This is a genomic window from Acidimicrobiia bacterium (assembly GCA_009694375.1).
Lineage (GTDB): Bacteria > Actinomycetota > Acidimicrobiia > Acidimicrobiales > VFJN01 > VFJN01.
The window spans coordinates 1-16,306 of sequence record SHVB01000022.1; the positions used below are offsets into that span (position 1 = coordinate 1).

Here is a 16,306-nt window from a genome sequence, read left to right on the forward strand (position 1 = left end):
GGACGGCTCCGATCACTTCAGTTCTCACATCATCACGGGGATGTTCATCTCGATGATGTTCGCCGGGCATCACACCACCTCCGGGACCGCGGCGTGGACACTGATCGAGTTGCTGCGGCAGCCCGAGTACCTCGCCGAGGTGGTGGCGGAACTCGATGGGCTAGCGGCGGAAGACCCCGAGATCAGTTACCAGGCGTTGCGGGAGATGCCCAAGTTGGAAGCGGCCATCAAGGAGGCCCTGCGGCTGCATCCGCCACTCATCATGCTGCTGCGGGTGGCCAAGGCCCCTGTGGTGGTAGGGAGCTATGTGATCCCCATCGGCACGATGGTGGCCACCTCCCCGTCGGTGTCGAACCGCGATCCGCAGGCCTTTGTGAACCCGGAGGTGTTCGACCCGTCGCGCTATCTCAACGGGCGCGAGGATGACGTGGGCAATCCCTGGAGTTGGATCCCCTTTGGCGCGGGTCGCCACCGCTGCGTGGGCGCGGCGTTCGCCATGATGCAACTCAAGGCCATCTTCTCGGTGCTTCTCTCGCGGTACGAGGTTGCTCTTACGCAGCCGTCCGACACCTATCGCAATGACCATTCCAAGATGGTGGTGCAACTCGCCCAACCCTGCGGGGCCCGGATGTCCCCGCGATGAAACGGTCCATGGCGCCGCGGTGCCCGCTCCCGGCGAGGCGGTGGCGGAGGTGACGGCGCGGATCGTGGTGGATCGGGACCTCTGCCAAGGCCATGGGGTATGCGAAAGTGAGGCCCCCAACGTGTTCGAGGTGTCCAAGGCCGGCGAACTGACCGTGCTCGATGAGAGGCCCGGCGGGGATCGACGAGCCATCGAGGCGGCCGTGAAGTACTGCCCTACTCATGCCCTGAGAATCGTGGAGGAACCCTGATGCCCGCCTATCCCCGGGATGAAATGGAAGAGATGGTGCAGCGTTGGCTGCAGGCCAACAAGGACGCCGAGGCGGCCGGCGACTGGTCGCCGATGGCGCTCTTGTTTGCCGAAGATGCCACTTACGGCTGGAACTACGGTGCCGAAAACGAGTTCATGGCCGTCGGGCGCGATGAGATTGGCGCGGTGGCCCTGGGCCTGGAGATGGGTGGCCTCGACGGGTGGGAGTACCCCTATCAAGAAATGCTGATCGACGAAAAAAAGGGCCAGGTGGTGGGGTTCTGGAAGCAGGTTGCCACCGCCACCCGGGCCGACGGCAGTCCCTATGAGGTAGCGGGGATCGGGGGGTCGTGGTTTGGCTACGGCGGCAATTTCCAGTGGCGGTTCCAACGCGACTGGTTCGACTACGGCAACGCGGCCGCCCTCTTTCTTGAGATGATGCGGGATGGCACGTTGTCAGAGGGCATGACCGCTCGGATGCATCGCAGTCTGGGGGGCGGTCTCCCCGGCCATTACGACATTGGTCAGTCCCCCGCCCCCCTGTGGCCCCCGGCCTGAACAAGAGAGGATGTGCCCATGCACCATCGGTTTGAGGAAAAGATCGCCATTGTCACCGGCTCGGCCGGGGGGATTGGCGAGGCCTATGCCCGAGCCTTGGTGGCGGAGGGGGCGGGGGTAGTGATCGCCGACACGGATGGGGACCGGGGCCACGCGGTGGCCGCCGACCTCGGTGACGCGGCGCTGTTCGTGGCCACCGATGTGAGCGACGTGGATTCAGCCGCCGCCCTGGCCGCCGCCACCATCGATCATTTTGGGGGCATCGATCTTTTGGTGAACAACGCCGCCATCTACGGGGGCATGCAGATCGAGTCGCTCCTCGCCATCGACTGGGACTATTACCGCCGGTTCATGAGCGTGAACATGGACGGCGCGCTCGTGGTCACCCGGGCCTGTTGGAAGGCGATACGTAAGCGCGGGGGTGGAGCCATTGTGAATCAGTCGTCCACCGCTGCCTGGATGTACTCGGGGTTCTACGGCCTGGCCAAGGTGGGGATCAATGGCCTCACGCAACAACTGGCGGCGGAACTCGGCGGTCATAACATCCGGGTGAATGCCATTGCCCCGGGGCCCATCGACACCGATGCCACGCGCAGCATCGTGCCGGCCGAACTGATCGACGACATCGTGAAGGGTCTCAGTTTGAAGCGACGCGGCACCCCCGAGGACCTCGTGGGCATGTGCCTGTTCCTGCTGTCCGACGAGTCGTCGTGGGTCACCGGGCAGATCTTCAACGTTGACGGCGGACAGATCGTGCGCTCATGACCGCCGACGTCACCGGGGCCGTGGGATTCATAGGGCTCGGTCAGATCGGTGGCCCCATGGCCGGGCGTTTGGTTGATTGGCCGGGCGGGTTGGTGGTGTTCGACATCCGTCCCGAAGCGGCGGCGGCGGTGGTGGGCCAGGGGGCCACTCTGGCGGGCAGCGTGGCCGAAATGGGCGGGGTATGCGATGTCATTTCGGTGATGGTGCTCAATGATGCCCAGGTGCGTTCGGTGGTGGAGGAACTGCTCACGACGGCCCGGCCGGGTCTCGTGATCGCCGTGCACTCCACCATTGGTCCGTCTACCGCCGAGGAGTTGGCCAGCACGGCGGCTCGGGGGGGAGTGGATCTCCTCGACGTGCCTGTGAGTGGTGGGTTCATCGGAGCTCACGAGGGCACCCTGGCGGCGATGGTGGGGGGCGAGCGAGAGGCCTACGAGCGCGTGAAGGACGTGTTCGCCCATTGGGCATCACTGGTGGTGCACATGGGTCCGGCGGGCGCCGGTACTCGAACCAAGTTGGCCCGGAATCTGGCCCACTTCATTGCCTTCACCGGGGTCGGGGAAGCGCAAAGGTTGGCGGAGGCGGCGGGATTGGACCTGCGCAAGCTGGCCCGGGTGGTGCGCCACAGCGATTCGGTTACCGGGGGTCCCGGTGCGGTGATGCTGCGGGCCTCCACGGCTCCGATAGGGCCGGGTGAGGATTGGTACGACGCCATGGTCCATACCCGGGATCTGGGCGAGAAGGACCTCGCCCTGGCGCTCGAACTGGCCGCCACCCTGGGGGCCGATCTGCCGCTGGCCCGTCAAGCCCAGGTGGGCCTCGCCGCCGCTCTGGGGGTACCGCACCCGGAGCGGTAGGCGGCGCCCCTGAGGCGAACAGCGTTGGCCCCGGCGGGCCCGTTAGGCGTACAGGGCGGCGATCTCGGCGGCGTATTTGGCGTGGACACCCCGGCGTTTGAGCTTCGAGGTGGGGGTGAGCTCGTCGGAGTCGGCCAGCCACTCGGTGGAGAGGATCGACACCTTCTTCACGCGCTCGGCATTGTTGAACCGGGCCATGGTGGTTTCCAGACCGGCATTGATCTCAGCGATCACTGCGGGGTGCTGCGCCAACTCGGCGAGGCTGGCACCGTCGATGCCGTGCTCCTTGGCCCACACCGGGGCCAGTTCACCATCGAGCACCACCAGAGCCGACACGAACGGGCGGTTGTCGCCGATGGCACACGCTTGGGATACCAGCGGGATGGTCTTGAGGGCGGCTTCGAGGTTGGCGGGGCTGATGTTCTTCCCGCCGGCGGTGATGATGAGTTCCTTCTTGCGGTCCACGATGAGCAGATAGCCCTCGTCGTCGAACACGCCGATGTCGCCCGAGTGCAACGTGCCGTCGGCATCGAGGGCTTCGGCGGTCTTTTCGGGATCGTTGAGGTATCCCCGGAAGACGTTGGATCCCCGGGTGCACACCTCACCGTCCTCCGCCAGAAACACCTCGGTGCCCGGAAAGGCCACGCCCACGGTGCCCGCCTTCACCCGGGTGGGTTCCCAGGTGATGGGACCACTGGATTCGCTCATGCCGTAGATCTCCGACAGGGGAACCCCGATGGCCCGGAACCATCTGATGAGTTCGGCCGGAATCGGCGCGGCACCGGTGATGCCGTAGATCACGGCGTCGAGGCCCAGTAGGGCTCGCACTCCGGCAAATACGGCCTCGTCGAGCGCCTTCCAAGTGGCATCGTCCTCGGCCGAGGCGGTGCCGAGGGTGCGGCGCTCGCTGATGGGGATAGCGGTGGCGACCGCGCCATCGAATCCCTGTTTTTTGGCCGGGTCCGCGCTGAGGGCGGCCTGCACCCCGGCGTGGAACTTTTCCCACACGCGCGGAACGCCGAAGAAGATCTCTGGGTGTATATCGCGCGTATAGCTGGCGATCTGGCCCGGATCGGGGCATGTGGTGACTTCGTAGCCACCCATGAGGGCGAGGTAATGGGTGGACATGCGTTCGGCGATGTGGGCCATGGGGAGATAGGAAACTGCCCGGAAGCCCACTGGCTCCACATCGAGCATCCGCAGGTATCCCTCGCCGGTCCACACCACGTTGTGATGGTCCAGCATCACCCCCTTGGGTGGTCCGGTGGTGCCCGAGGTGTAGATGACCGTGGCGAGGGTGGCAGGGGTGCTGTTGCCGACCTCGGCCAAAAGATCTAGCGAGCCAGAGTGGTAGAGCGCGTCGGTGGTCTCCTCACTGGCCAGGTTGAGGATGGTGGTGAGGAGCGGGAGTTGGTCTCGCACCTGGTTGAAACGCTGCTCGAATCCATCGTCTTCCACCACGGCGCAGGTCGCGTCGCAGTGGCCAGCGACGTAAGCGATCTGTTCGGCCGAAGACGAGTTGTAGATCGAAATCGATGTGGCACCGAGGAAGGCCACGGCGAGGTCGACGAAGTGGAAGTCGGGGCAGTTTCGCATCATGAGCACCACGCGGGAGCCCGGGACCACCCCGATGGACCGCAGATAGGCCGCCGCCGCCGCTACTTGGGTGGCGTAGTCCTGATACGTCCACTCGGCGTAGGTGTCGTCGGCCTGCTTGGACCGGAGGGCAACATGGTCGGGGTGGGCTTGCACGGTGGCGAGGAATCGGCTCGTGATCGTGTCGCCCTCGACCGCTTGGTCGATCTCGGCTTTGGAAATCATTGGGTGGCAGACCCTTTCAGGTGTTCGCAGGACTGCCCATCATGGCCGAGTACCCCAGGTTGCGAAAGCCCACCACCGCGGCCACACTTGACCGTCCGGTCAAGAGATCCCGAGGAGCAATATTCTATGGCTACCGCTGTCATCGTCGACGCTGTCCGCACCGCTGGCGGAAGGCGAAACGGAAAGTTGTCCGGTTGGCACCCCGCTGATCTGGCCGGCGAGGTGCTCCGGCAACTGGTGGAGCGCAACCAACTCGATCCGGCCCTCATCGACGACGTGATCATGGGTTGTGTGATGCAGGTGGGTAGCCAGAGCCTCAACATCGGCCGCAACGCCGTGCTCGCCGCCGGTTTCCCTGAGTCGGTCCCGGCCACCTCGGTCGACCGCCAGTGCGGATCGTCACAGCAGGCCGCCCACTTCGCCGCCCAGGGCGTGATTGCCGGGGCCTACGACATCGCCATCGCGGCGGGTGTGGAGGTCATGACCAGCACCCCGATGGGAGCGTCGGTAACCCCTGGGTCCTTCCCCTTCGGTCCGCGCATGATGGCTCGCTTCACCGAGCCGGGCCTTGTGCCACAGGGCATTTCGGCCGAGATGATTGCCGACCAGTGGAACCTTTCTCGCGAGGATCTCGATGCCTTTGGCGCCGAGTCCCAGCGGCGGGCCGAGCAGGCCACCGGCGAGGGCCGATTCGACAAAGAGATCGTTGGCGTTACCGAGAAGCGTCTCGACAAGGAGACCGGCAACGTCGTGGAGAGCGCCGAACTGGTGACCCAGGATGAGGGCATTCGCCCCGGCACCACCCCGGAGACCTTGGCCAACCTGAAGCCGGCCTTCAAGCCCGACGGCAAGGTCACCGCCGGCAACTCGTCGCAGATCTCCGACGGCGCTTCAGCACTGCTCATCATGAGCGAGGAGAAGGCCAAGGAACTCGGTCTCACCCCGCGTGCTCGCTTCCATACGTTCGCGCTGGCGGGGGTGGATCCCGTGACGATGCTCACGGGTCCGATCCCCTCCACGGAGAAGGCGCTGGCCAAAGCGGGCATGACCGTCGACGACATCGACCTGTTCGAGGTGAACGAGGCCTTTGCCTCGGTGGTGTTGGCCTGGCAGAAGGAACTCCACACCGATCTGGGCAAGACCAACGTGAACGGCGGCGCCATCGCGCTCGGGCATCCGCTCGGCGGCTCTGGCGCGAAGCTCATGGCCACGCTCCTCAACGAACTGGAGCGCACTGGTGGTCGCTTTGGTCTCCAGACGATGTGTGAGGGTGGCGGGCTCGCCAATGCCACCATCATCGAACGCCTGGGCTGACCCCTCGCCCAGCGCCTTGAGCAAGTCGGCCGCCGCGGTAGGGCGACGCTCCGCCAGGCCCCCGATAGCCTGCCGGGCGTGAAGCGACCTTCTCTCTCGCGCCCCTCGGCGGCCATGCTGGTGGTCTTCGTGGTCGGGGCATGGTGGCTGACGAAGGCTTCACCGTTGGCCTTGGTGGTGGCGGCTGCTGCGGTGTGGTTCATCTTCAAGGTCGGCTTCGCGATGCTCGGCGGATTAGCCCAACCGATTCCCGAACCTCCGCCGGCGGGCGAGTTGCGCAAGGTCAAGATCATGTTTCGCTGCAGTATCTGCGGCACCGAGGTGCGGATGACCACCGCCAACGATCAAATGCCCGAGCCCCCCCGCCATTGCTTGGAAGACATGGACCTGGTGACCCCGGTCGACGACCTCTAAGCCATCCACAGCCTGTGGACAATCCTGTGGAGTGTCACACGCTTGTAACTTGCTAGGGCAAGGGTCAGTGGTACTTGGTGGCGGTCATGATGCCGCCCATGATGGATCCCAACCCGATGAGGAGCCACCAGTTGTTGGTCTTGGTGGTGGCGGAGTTTGTCCACCACAACGCCGGCAGTACGCCGAGGTAGTTCAGGAAGATCACCGCGAGGCCCAGGCCCAGGAAGGAGAACATCAGTACCGGCACCCACGGCCGACTGATCTTGTGGTCCTTGGCCACCGGCGGTGTGTAGCGCGTGGAGGCGGAGGGCCGCGCCGGCGAGGAAGGGCCACCTTTCGGGGTGACGCGACCGCCCTTCACGTTGCGCTTGGGCGGAGGCTGGACAGGAAGATCAGGCATGCTGCGCCACATTACCCGGCCCGGCGGTCAGACTGCATACGTGCCGCCCGATCGATCTCCCGCGCCCGAAACGCTCGCCGCCGTGGACATCGGGACGAATTCCCTCCATGGGGTGGTGGCCCGGATGTCTTCGGGCGAGGGTGGTCCCCGCTTCGAGATTCTGGAGCGGGAGAAGGAGATGGTGCGCCTCGGCTCCAGTGGGGGTGACATGCGCGAACTCTCGGCCGAGGCCATTGATCGGGTCGTGGCGGCGCTCAATCGCTTCCGTCAAGTGGCCGAGGTTCACGACGCGCCGATCACCGCCGTGGCCACCTCGGCGATTCGAGAGGCCGAGAACCGCGATGTGCTCATCGAACGAGCCTGGGCGCAAGCCGGTGTGCATGTGCACGTGATTTCTGGAGTGGAGGAGGCCCGACTCATCCACCTCGGGGTCCTGCAGGCGGTGCCGGTCTACGACAGCCGTCTGCTGCTGTGTGACATCGGCGGTGGCAGTACCGAGTTGCTGGTGGGGTTGCGGGGCGAGGTGCTGGCCTCGCGGTCGCTGAAACTGGGGGCTATTCGTCTGACCCGCCGCTTTTTCGCCAGCGATCGGGCCACCCCGGCAGCCCTGGAGGCTTGTCGTCGCCATGTGCGCTCCACGGTGGCGCCCTTCGCCCGAGAGATCCGTCGGCTCGGAGTGGAAGTAACCGTTGGCTCCTCGGGCACCATCACCGCCCTGGCGGAGATGGCGGTGTGGCGGGCGACGGGGAGTCGGGCGCGTTCGGTGAGCAACCTCACCCTCAGTCGGTTGCAGTTGGACGAGTTGGTGCAGGAGCTGGTTCAGGCCCCCACGGCGGCGGCACGAGCCGAACTGTCCGGGCTCGATGCCAGCCGAGCCGACATCGTGCTGGCCGGAGCGCTGATCCTGGAGCAGGTTGTGCACGAACTCGACATCACCGAAGTGGTGGTGTCGGACTACGCCCTCCGAGAGGGTGTGCTGCTGGATACGTGGCGGCGGCGTCATGGGGGTTCGCTCCATCACCTCTCCGACCTGCGCCGTCAGAGCGTGCTCAACCTCGCCGATGCGATGGACGAGGATCCGCCCCATTCGCTACAGGTAGCGGGCCTCGCGCTGGAACTGTTCGACGCCACCGTGCATCGGCACGCGCTGGGAGACGACGCCCGCGAGATCCTTGAAGCGGCCGCGTTGCTCTGCAACGTCGGGATGTTTCTTTCCCACGCCCAACATCACAAGCACGGCTACTACGTGATTCGCAGCACGGATCGTCTCGCCGGATTCAACGACAATGAGGTGGAGCGCATCGCCCTGGTGGCCCGGTACCACCGCAAGTCCGAACCGAAGGCCAAGCACCCCGAGTTCGCTGGTCTCTCGGCGGTCCAACAGCGTGAGGTACAAGTGTTGGCCGGGCTCTTGCGGGTGGCGATTGGCCTCGACCGCAACCACGCCGCCCGGGTGCGATCGGTAGCGGTGAAAGACAAGGGCGACCGGCTGGTGATCCGGGCCACGGCCGCGGAGGGGGAGGACATTACCCTGGAGCTCTACGCGGCGGCCGCTCGTCGGGAATTGCTCGAGGTCGCGCTGACGGTGGACATCGAGGTAACCGACCATGGCTGAGCGGAAACCTCTTGGGCGGCCGAGGGTTGGGCCACTACCGTCAGCCCTTGTGGCTACCCGAGTGCTCGTCATCGACAACTACGACAGTTTTGTGTACAACCTGGTGCAGTACCTCGGCGAACTGGGAGCCGATCCTCTCGTCGTGCGTAACGACGAGCACACCATTGATGAGATGCTGGCGATGGCGCCGGATGCGCTATTGGTTTCACCCGGGCCGGGTACGCCCGACGACGCCGGTGTGTCCAATGAGGTCATCCGGCGTTTCGCTGGGTTGATTCCGGTGCTGGGGGTCTGCCTGGGTCATCAGTGTCTCGGCCAAGTCTACGGCGCGACAGTGGTGCGGGCGCCGGAGATCATGCACGGCAAGACATCCCTCGTGCATCACCAGGGAACCGGAGTGTTCGCGGGCCTTCCCAACCCGCTGGTGGCCACCCGCTACCACTCGCTGGTGGTGGACCGGGCCTCGGTACCTTCCTGCCTGGAGATCACCGCCGAGACCGATGACGGCATCGTGATGGGCTTGCGCCACAAGGAACTTGGCGCCGAGGGCGTGCAGTTCCACCCGGAGTCGGTCCTCACCGATGCCGGGCACGACCTCGTGGGGAACTTTCTGCGGCAAGTAGTCGGCGCGCCGGGCTGACCTTTCCCGGGCGCGTGGGGCTAGTTGACCGGTTGGAGGACACCAACGGAGATAGTGACGTTCGAGCCGGGGGGCGCGGTGGTGAGGGGATCGGGGTTCTGACTGAGTACCGTGCCAACCTCGCTGACCTGGGGCGTTTCCTTGTTGGCCAAGATCACCTTGAAGCCTCTGGTGGTGAGGGCGTTGGTGGCGTTGGCCTGCGTGAGACCCAACAAGAAGGGCACCTCCACAACATCGGGGCCGGTGGACACCACCACGGTCACCGTGGCCCCCTTGGAGGCGGAAACGCCGGCCGCCGGGCTGGTGCGGATCACCAATCCCTTGGCCACGGTCGCCGATGCCTCGCTCTCCTGGCTGACGGTGAACCCCGCTTGGCCGAGGAGGTTGGATGCTTCGGCCAGCGTACTCCCCACCACGTTAGGGACCGGCCGCGCGGCGGGCCCGGAAGATACGAACAGGACGATTTCGGTGTCGGCGGTCACCTGGGAATTGGGCTTGGGGTCTTGGTCCACTACCTCGCCCGTCGGGGCCGACTCATCGTCGGTGGGCGTTTCACGAATGTTGGTAAAGCCTCGGGCCGTGAGCAAAAGGCGCGCCTGGTCCACCTGTGAACCGGTGACGTTGGGCACGGGGGTGGCCTCGGCTCCTGAACTCACCTTGAGTTCCACCGTGGTGCCTTCGTCCACCTTTTTTCCAAATTCGGGGTCTTGGTCGAACACGATCCCTTCTGCTTTGTCTGGGTTTACCTCTTGGACGATGGACACCTTCAGGTTCTTGGCTTCCAGAATCGCCTGGGCCCGCTCGAGGGTCTCGTCGATCACGTTGGGTACTTCAACCTGCGCGACGTTGCTCTTGTTGTCCGGGCCTACGCCGAGCTCACGAGCCAGGAGGAACAACATTCCGGCCAGCAGGATCAAGAGGGCAACGATGCCGGCGATGAACAGGGGCGAGGTGCGCGGCTCGTCGTCGTCTTCGTCGCTTTCCGGGGGCAGGTCAGCGTCAACCAGGGGGATCGCCGCGGTGGCCATCACCGGTTCGGCGAGGATCCGCTGGCCTTCCCGGAAGCGCCGGAGGTCGGCCCGCAGGTCTTCGGCGGCGGGATACCGGTTGGCCGGGTTTTTCGCCAGGCACTTGAGGATGATGGCCTGCAGGGCTTCGGGTAGTTCGGGGTTGATCTGGCGCAGAGGCACCGGCGATTCGTGCACCTGCTTGTAGGCGATGGCCACGGGGGAGTCGCCGGCGAAGGGTGGGCGCCCCAGGGCCAACTCGTAGAGCACGCAGCCGAGGGAATAGACGTCGGAACGAGGGTCGACGGGCTCGCCGCGAGCCTGCTCAGGAGAGAAGTAGGTGGCCGTTCCCATCACGGTGCCCACCTGGGTGAGGCTGTCGTCGGTGGCGGTGGTGGTGGCGCGGGCGATACCGAAATCGGCCACCTTTACCTGACCGGACTGGGTGACCAGTACGTTGCCGGGCTTCACGTCGCGATGGACGACGCCATTGCGGTGGGCGAAGCCCAGTGCCGCCGCCACATCGGCGCCCACATCGGCCACGCGGTCGGGGTGCAGGGGACCTTCAGCACTCAGGATTTCCGACAGGCTGCGGCCTTCGACATACTCCATCACGATGAAGTAGGTGCCTTCGGCTTCGCCCCAGTCGTAGACACCCACAATGTTGGGGTGGCTCAGGTTGGCCGCCGCCGTGGCCTCTCGGCGAAACCGCTCCACGAAGGCGGGGTCGGTGGCGAACTCGGAGAACAGTACCTTCACGGCGACGGGGCGATCGAGCAGTTGATCGGCGGCCAGGTACACCTCGGCCATACCGCCGCGACCAAGAGGTCGGTGCAGTTCGTAGCGACCGTTGAAGATGGTGGGAGTCGAGTCAGACATGATCCCCTGAGACTAGGCGCGAAGGTAGGCCGCCATGATGGCTTGAGCGATAGGGGCGGCTACCTGTCCTCCGGTCTGTTCGCTGGCGCCAGGTTGGCCTTCCACGATGACCGCTACGGCGATGCTCGGAACTTCGTTGGGGCGGCCCCCCCAGCCGATGATCCAGGCATGGGAGCGGGGTGGGGTTGTGCCAAGTTGGGCGGTTCCCGTTTTCCCTCCCACCACAAAGCCCGGTACCGCCAGCCGGGTGGCGGTACCGTTCTCCACCACCCCGATCATGGCTTCCCGCATGATCTGGGCGGTGCCGGGTTGCATGGCTCGAGTCCAGACCTTGGGCTTGTAGGTGTCCACGATGTTTCCATCGGTGTCTCGCACGTCGCGCAGAACGTGGGGCACCATCACGTCGCCATCGCTATTGGCGATGGCACCCGCCACCATGGCCATCTGCAAAGGGGTGGCGGCAACATCATTTTGACCGATGGAGGCCTGCGCGAGGGCCGGTCGGTTTCGGACGAAGTCGGTAGGAAAGTTCGAGCGGGCCGGGGCGGTGAGGTCGATTGGGACGGCCCGGTTGAATCCGAAGGCTTCCGCTGCGCTGATCATGGTCTCGGGCCCGTTTTCCACGCCCATCTGGGCGAAGGCGGTGTTGCATGACACCCGCAGGATCGGGAACAGCGTCCCTCCGCAGGAGGAACCGCCGAAGTTCTGGAGTGGGCGTGACGTGCCCGGCGGGGTGTACGAACTGGTTACCGGGTAGGAGGGCGCTTCGGTGGTGACCTTGCCGCTGTCGAGCCCGGCGGTGGCGGTCACCACTTTGAAGGTGGACCCGGGGAAGTAGCGGTCCTGGTATGTGCGGGCCAGTCGGGGTTTTTCGGGATTGGCGTCCAGCAGGAGCTGCGCTTCGGCGGCGGCGGCGGTGTCGTGGTTGGCCAAGAGGTTGGGGTCGTAGGTGGGGTTGGAGATGAGGACGAGGATCTCCCCGGTACGTGGGTCCAGCGCCACCACCGAGCCTTCCCGGCCACCGAGTTGGTCGCGGGCGATGCGCTGGAGGTCGGCCTCCAGGGTGAGAGTGAGGTTGCCGACGCGGTCCTTGGCCACAAACAGATCCGACGGGCTCCGAAGGGACAGACTCGGGGTGCGGCCGGCCAGTTCGTCGTTGTAGATGCGTTCCACGCCGGAGCTACCCAGCGTGAAGCTGTAGTAGCCCGACACCTGGGCAAACAGATCACCTTCGGGGTACTCGCGTTGGAACAGGTAGCGATCCTCCGAGGGCACCGATCGCGCCATCACCACCCCGTCGGCGGTGGTGATCGTGCCGCGGGGCCGGCTGAAGTCGCGCAGGATGGCGCGGGTGTTGATCGGGTTGTTGTTGAGGCTGTTGGCCTCCCAGACGGTGAGGCGGTTGAGTTGGACGAAGAGGATGACGTAACAGACGATCAGCCCGAGGCCGAGGAGGCGTATCTGGCGGGTCATCGAGCGATCTCCCGCTGGGCGGTGTCGTCGGAGATCCGCATCAGGAGGGCGATGAGCACATAGTTGGCCACCAGCGAGGAGCCGCCGTAGGACACAAAGGGCAAGGTCACACCGGTGAGCGGTAAGACGCGTGTCACCCCGCCGATAATGATGAAGGACTGCACGCCGATAAGCACGGTAAGCCCGGTGGCCAGTAATCGTTCGAAGGGCACCTCGGTGCGCAACGCGATGCGGAATCCCGCCCCGATGATCAGCAGGAACGCCACCAGGATGCTGCTGGCGCCCACCAGCCCGAGTTCTTCACCGATGGCGGCAAAAATGAAGTCGGTTTCGGCCAGCGGGATGCGGCCGGGGCTTCCGAGGTTGAGCCCGCTGCCGGTGATTCCCCCGGAGGAGAACGCAAACTGCGACTCCACGATTTGGAACCCGTCTCCCTTGGGGTCCTTCCAGGGGTCGAGCCAGATGGCCACCCGGTCCTGTACGTGCACGAACTGGCTGTGGGCGAAGAACGCGCCGATCCCAAAGAGCACCACCCCCACCACGAGGTAGGTAGCGCGCTCGGTGGCCACCCAGAGCAGGGTTACGAACAGCGCAAAGAACAGCAGGGAACTGCCCAGGTCTTTCTGGGAAATCATCACGATGAGCGATGCCCCCCAGGCCAGGAGGACCGGCCCGAGGTGCTTGAGATCGGGCAGGGGGATGGGTCCGAGGTGACGGCTGCTGACGGCCAACAACTCGCGTTTCTCGACCAGGTAGGAGGCAAAGAAGATGGCGAGGAGGATCTTGGCGAACTCACCAGGTTGAAAGTTGACCGGGCCGATGCTCACCCAGATGCGGGCTCCGAAGTATTCCCGTCCGATTCCTGGAACGAGGGGGAGCATCAAGAGTCCCACCCCGAGAAGGCCAATGGTCCAGCGATAGGCCTCGAGGTCGCGTACGCGCCGCACGATGGCCAGGGTGGCGATGAACGCGGCGATGCCCACCATCACCCACACCGATTGGAGGGCGGCGAGGCCCTTGGGCTCCACGCGGGCTTCGTCGAGGCGAACGATGAAGACGTAGCCGAGGCCGTTGAGGAGCCCTGCGATGGGCACGAGGGTTCCGTCGGCATCGGGAGCCAACCGGCGCACGGCAAGATGGGCCACCAACTGCAGGCCGAGCACGACGCCTAGGAACGCCCCGATGTTGGCCGGGATGGTGGCGTCGCGGGCCAGCGAGGCCAGGAGGTAGGCCCCGACGGTGACCAGGGTGCCCACCAGGATGAGGCCAAGTTCGGTGTTCCGGCGGACGGCTCGCAGCATTAGTTCGCGGTGGTGGGGGGGGTGGTCGTCGTGGTGGTGGTTGGGGTGGAGGCCTCGCGCGCTGCGTCGCGGTCGCGGTCGCGTTCGATGTTGGCCACTACCAGGCGGGCGGCGGCGAGCGACGGCTGTTCGTTGCCGGCGGTGAGTGATGCGGTGTAACTCGGTGGCACGGCGCGGCGGTTGATGGTGGTGCGCTCCACGAGGGTGGGATCAATCCACAACAGACCGCCCGGCCGACCTTGGTAGATCACTACGTCGTCGCCCTGAAACCCAACGAAGTAGGTGCTGGTGCCGTACCACTGAATGGTGGCTACCGCGCCGCCCAGCACGGCGATAAGCAGTAGGAGGAAAAGGGCGGTCCGCCAGGTGAACCGGCTACCCCGTGACCGGTTGGCCCGACGCTGCTGGCGGGGCGTGGGGGTCGCGGTGGGGACGGTGGCGGTGGGGGAGACGGTCTCGGGGATTTCCTGGGCGTTGAGCACGTCAAGGAGTACGACGGTGATGTTGTCGCGTCCGCCGCCGGCGTTGGCCATCCGTACGAGTTCCTCGGCGGCTTCCTGGGGGTCGGCCAGGCGGCGCAACACGGCGGTGATCTGGTCGTGGCTGACCTCGTTGAACAGGCCGTCGGAGCACAACAGATAGCGATCGCCCGGTACGGGTACTTCTACACACACGTAGGCTTCTACCGTCTCGTAGATGCCGAGCACGCGCGTAACTATGTTGCGCTGCGGGTGCACCTCGGCCTCTTCAAGGGTGATCTGGCCCTCTCGCACGAGATCGGCGACCACGCTGTGGTCCTCTGTTAGTTGCACCAAGGCATCGTGGCGAAACGCGTAGCAACGGCTGTCGCCGACGTTGGTAATCACGAGGGAACGCGACGCGTCAGACGGTTCTCCGGCGTCGTCGGCGACGGGTGCGGGCAGGAGGGCCACTGCCACCAGCGTGGTGCCCATGCCCCGGAGGTTGGCGTGGAGGTTGCCGTCGTTGCGGATGCGGTGGTTGGCCACGGCGATGGCATCAATCAGCGAGTCGGTGCTGAGGTTCTGGTAGGCGAGGTCGAGGGTGTCGATGGCAAGCCGTGAGGCCACCTCGCCGCCCTGATGGCCGCCCATGCCATCGGCCACCAGATAAAGGTGGCGGGCGGGGAAGAGGCCGAAGTGGTCCTGGTTGATCTGGCGGCGCAGGCCCACGTCGCTCGCCGCGCCGGTCTTGATCAAAATGGGGAGGGCGGGAGGAGTCATGAACTGAGCTCCAGCACGGTGTTGCCGATCTGCAGTTTGTCGCCGCGTTGCACCACCATGGGTCCGGTCACCTTGTGGCGATTCAGATAGGTGCCGTTGGTGGAGCCGAGGTCCTCCACGTACACCTTGCCCTCGCGTTGAAAGACGCGCGCGTGGAGCTGCGAGGCGTAGGTGTCGTCAATGGTCACCTGGCATCCGGCGGCGCGGCCGAGGGTGATCTCCTGCGCGAGGGGGTAGGTGCGGCCTTTCAGTTCAGGGGGGGCGAGCAGGCGGAGTACCGGCGCTGCGTGCTTGCCCTTGGCCGGGCTCGGGCGGGACCGCCGCTTCGTTTTTGGCTTGGGGGTTGCCTCGCCCACCTTCGGGGGGTTCACCTCGGCCCACACCGCCCGCAGCACCCGCAGGAAGAACAGGTAGAGCAGCAGGAGCAGGAACAGTTTGAGGAGGTTGAGGAGTTGGTCGGGCACGGGCTCAGGAGGCCTCGAACCGCATGCTGGTGTTGCCGAAGGACACTTCGTCACCGTCGCGCAGTGCGTGCTGGGCCACCCGCACCCCGTTGACGCGGGTGCCGTTGGTGGAGCCGAGGTCGACCACCACGTAGCGGTCCCCCTGGGGGCGGATCTCGGCATGGTTGCGGCTGACGTTCGGATCGGCCAGTACCAGGTTGGATTCGGGATGGCGGCCAACCGTGATGATGGACTCGGTGAGCGAGAAACGGTCGCCCGTGGGGAGCACAATCGATCCGGCGCCGACGCCCCCTTCCCCTTCCACCATCCGGCTCGCGATCTGAAAGGCCCCGGTGCGTAGCCGGTCGTCGCCCACGATCCGCACCTCCACCGGGCCCATGAAGGCGTACCCCTCGTCACGGGCGTGCTCACGGGCCGCCTCGGACAGTTCGCGAGCGAGGCTTTCTCGCACTCCTTCGAACTGTTCGAAGTCGCTGACCGATACGGCCACGGAGAAGGAGTTCGGTACCACGGTGTCGCCGCGCACGCCTACCGAGCGGTTGTCGTCCATCTCCCGCACCAGCCGCCGGCCCAGTTCCACCGGGCGCAGGTCACTCTTGAAGGCCCGGGCGAAGGCGCCTTCCACTAGTCGCTCAAGCCGGCGTTCGAACCCGCGGATTCCCATT

At 65.5% G+C, this 16,306-nt stretch carries 17 protein-coding genes; 9 read left to right on the top strand and 8 right to left on the bottom strand.

Annotation, left to right across the window (positions count from 1 at the left end; all coding sequences use genetic code 11):
• The 5 genes from EXQ71_11270 to EXQ71_11290 all read left to right on the top strand — a co-directional run.
• Nucleotides 1–643 (top strand): cytochrome P450 (locus tag EXQ71_11270; GenBank protein MSO88080.1); only part of this gene is annotated, 643 nt, incomplete at its 5' end.
• Nucleotides 579–893, top strand: a complete 315-nt coding sequence (locus EXQ71_11275; protein MSO88081.1) for a ferredoxin — start codon at nucleotides 579–581, stop codon at nucleotides 891–893. The genes EXQ71_11270 and EXQ71_11275, both read left to right, overlap by 65 nt.
• Complete coding sequence (locus EXQ71_11280; GenBank protein MSO88082.1) at nucleotides 893–1,450, top strand: nuclear transport factor 2 family protein; 558 nt, start codon at nucleotides 893–895, stop codon at nucleotides 1,448–1,450. The genes EXQ71_11275 and EXQ71_11280 overlap by 1 nt, the downstream gene beginning before the upstream one ends.
• An 18-nt stretch (nucleotides 1,451–1,468) precedes the next feature.
• A complete protein-coding gene (locus tag EXQ71_11285) occupies nucleotides 1,469–2,215 on the top strand; it encodes an SDR family oxidoreductase (protein MSO88083.1) in 747 nt (248 codons plus the stop codon).
• Complete coding sequence (locus EXQ71_11290) at nucleotides 2,212–3,072, top strand: NAD(P)-dependent oxidoreductase (protein ID MSO88084.1); 861 nt, start codon at nucleotides 2,212–2,214, stop codon at nucleotides 3,070–3,072. The genes EXQ71_11285 and EXQ71_11290 overlap by 4 nt, the downstream gene beginning before the upstream one ends.
• A gap of 42 nt (nucleotides 3,073–3,114) precedes the next feature.
• On the opposite strand, the gene EXQ71_11295 is transcribed toward EXQ71_11290, so the two are convergent.
• Nucleotides 3,115–4,893 carry a long-chain fatty acid--CoA ligase gene (locus tag EXQ71_11295; GenBank protein MSO88085.1) on the bottom strand — a complete coding sequence of 593 codons (1,779 nt, stop codon included), beginning with the start codon at nucleotides 4,891–4,893 and terminating at the stop codon, nucleotides 3,115–3,117.
• 126 nt (nucleotides 4,894–5,019) lie between these two features.
• On the opposite strand from EXQ71_11295, the gene EXQ71_11300 reads away from it, so the two are divergent.
• Both EXQ71_11300 and EXQ71_11305 read left to right on the top strand, forming a co-directional pair.
• On the top strand, nucleotides 5,020–6,207 hold the full coding sequence (locus EXQ71_11300; GenBank protein MSO88086.1) for a thiolase family protein: 1,188 nt from the start codon (nucleotides 5,020–5,022) through the stop codon (nucleotides 6,205–6,207).
• Nucleotides 6,208–6,285: 78 nt separating this feature from the next.
• Nucleotides 6,286–6,621, top strand: a complete 336-nt coding sequence (locus tag EXQ71_11305) for a hypothetical protein (GenBank protein MSO88087.1) — start codon at nucleotides 6,286–6,288, stop codon at nucleotides 6,619–6,621.
• A gap of 64 nt (nucleotides 6,622–6,685) precedes the next feature.
• On the opposite strand, the gene EXQ71_11310 is transcribed toward EXQ71_11305, so the two are convergent.
• Nucleotides 6,686–7,033 carry a hypothetical protein gene (locus tag EXQ71_11310; GenBank protein ID MSO88088.1) on the bottom strand — a complete coding sequence of 116 codons (348 nt, stop codon included), beginning with the start codon at nucleotides 7,031–7,033 and terminating at the stop codon, nucleotides 6,686–6,688.
• Between EXQ71_11310 and EXQ71_11315 the strand changes: the two genes are divergently transcribed.
• Nucleotides 7,020–8,636, top strand: coding sequence for a Ppx/GppA family phosphatase (locus EXQ71_11315; protein ID MSO88089.1), 1,617 nt, complete (start codon nucleotides 7,020–7,022; stop codon nucleotides 8,634–8,636). The two genes, EXQ71_11310 and EXQ71_11315, sit on opposite strands and share 14 nt — an antisense overlap.
• A complete protein-coding gene (locus EXQ71_11320; protein ID MSO88090.1) occupies nucleotides 8,629–9,276 on the top strand; it encodes an aminodeoxychorismate/anthranilate synthase component II in 648 nt (215 codons plus the stop codon). The genes EXQ71_11315 and EXQ71_11320 overlap by 8 nt, the downstream gene beginning before the upstream one ends.
• A 20-nt stretch (nucleotides 9,277–9,296) precedes the next feature.
• Here the strand turns inward: EXQ71_11320 and pknB are convergent, their stop codons facing one another.
• From pknB to EXQ71_11350, 6 genes are read right to left on the bottom strand one after another with little or no spacing between them, the layout of a single operon-like run.
• Entirely contained in the window at nucleotides 9,297–11,162 is a 1,866-nt protein-coding gene (gene pknB, locus EXQ71_11325; protein ID MSO88091.1) for a Stk1 family PASTA domain-containing Ser/Thr kinase, read from the bottom strand.
• 12 nt (nucleotides 11,163–11,174) lie between these two features.
• A complete protein-coding gene (locus tag EXQ71_11330) occupies nucleotides 11,175–12,635 on the bottom strand; it encodes a penicillin-binding protein 2 (protein ID MSO88092.1) in 1,461 nt (486 codons plus the stop codon).
• Entirely contained in the window at nucleotides 12,632–13,936 is a 1,305-nt protein-coding gene (locus EXQ71_11335) for an FtsW/RodA/SpoVE family cell cycle protein (GenBank protein ID MSO88093.1), read from the bottom strand. The genes EXQ71_11330 and EXQ71_11335 overlap by 4 nt, the downstream gene beginning before the upstream one ends.
• Nucleotides 13,936–15,177 (bottom strand): serine/threonine-protein phosphatase, encoded by a 1,242-nt coding sequence (locus EXQ71_11340; GenBank protein ID MSO88094.1) that lies wholly within the window; start codon nucleotides 15,175–15,177, stop codon nucleotides 13,936–13,938. Before EXQ71_11340 ends, EXQ71_11335 begins: the two co-directional genes overlap by 1 nt.
• On the bottom strand, nucleotides 15,174–15,695 hold the full coding sequence (locus EXQ71_11345; GenBank protein MSO88095.1) for an FHA domain-containing protein: 522 nt from the start codon (nucleotides 15,693–15,695) through the stop codon (nucleotides 15,174–15,176). The genes EXQ71_11340 and EXQ71_11345 overlap by 4 nt, the downstream gene beginning before the upstream one ends.
• On the bottom strand, nucleotides 15,646–16,305 hold the full coding sequence (locus EXQ71_11350; GenBank protein ID MSO88096.1) for a DUF2662 domain-containing protein: 660 nt from the start codon (nucleotides 16,303–16,305) through the stop codon (nucleotides 15,646–15,648). The genes EXQ71_11345 and EXQ71_11350 overlap by 50 nt, the downstream gene beginning before the upstream one ends.
• Nucleotide 16,306: the final 1 nt, after the last annotated feature.

What these genes read in the sequence shown, in the direction of transcription:
- EXQ71_11275 (MSO88081.1), top strand. Translation starts at nt 579, where the DNA reads ATGACCATTCCAAGATGGTGGTGCAACTCGCCCAACCCTGCGGGGCCC.
- EXQ71_11295 (MSO88085.1), bottom strand. Translation starts at nt 4,893, where the DNA reads ATGATTTCCAAAGCCGAGATCGACCAAGCGGTCGAGGGCGACACGATC.
- EXQ71_11300 (MSO88086.1), top strand. Translation starts at nt 5,020, where the DNA reads ATGGCTACCGCTGTCATCGTCGACGCTGTCCGCACCGCTGGCGGAAGG.
- EXQ71_11285 (MSO88083.1), top strand. Translation starts at nt 1,469, where the DNA reads ATGCACCATCGGTTTGAGGAAAAGATCGCCATTGTCACCGGCTCGGCC.
- EXQ71_11335 (MSO88093.1), bottom strand. Translation starts at nt 13,936, where the DNA reads ATGCTGCGAGCCGTCCGCCGGAACACCGAACTTGGCCTCATCCTGGTG.
- EXQ71_11340 (MSO88094.1), bottom strand. Translation starts at nt 15,177, where the DNA reads ATGACTCCTCCCGCCCTCCCCATTTTGATCAAGACCGGCGCGGCGAGC.
- EXQ71_11315 (MSO88089.1), top strand. Translation starts at nt 7,020, where the DNA reads ATGCTGCGCCACATTACCCGGCCCGGCGGTCAGACTGCATACGTGCCG.
- EXQ71_11350 (MSO88096.1), bottom strand. Translation starts at nt 16,305, where the DNA reads ATGGGAATCCGCGGGTTCGAACGCCGGCTTGAGCGACTAGTGGAAGGC.
- EXQ71_11320 (MSO88090.1), top strand. Translation starts at nt 8,629, where the DNA reads ATGGCTGAGCGGAAACCTCTTGGGCGGCCGAGGGTTGGGCCACTACCG.
- EXQ71_11280 (MSO88082.1), top strand. Translation starts at nt 893, where the DNA reads ATGCCCGCCTATCCCCGGGATGAAATGGAAGAGATGGTGCAGCGTTGG.
- pknB (MSO88091.1), bottom strand. Translation starts at nt 11,162, where the DNA reads ATGTCTGACTCGACTCCCACCATCTTCAACGGTCGCTACGAACTGCAC.
- EXQ71_11310 (MSO88088.1), bottom strand. Translation starts at nt 7,033, where the DNA reads ATGTGGCGCAGCATGCCTGATCTTCCTGTCCAGCCTCCGCCCAAGCGC.
- EXQ71_11330 (MSO88092.1), bottom strand. Translation starts at nt 12,635, where the DNA reads ATGACCCGCCAGATACGCCTCCTCGGCCTCGGGCTGATCGTCTGTTAC.
- EXQ71_11290 (MSO88084.1), top strand. Translation starts at nt 2,212, where the DNA reads ATGACCGCCGACGTCACCGGGGCCGTGGGATTCATAGGGCTCGGTCAG.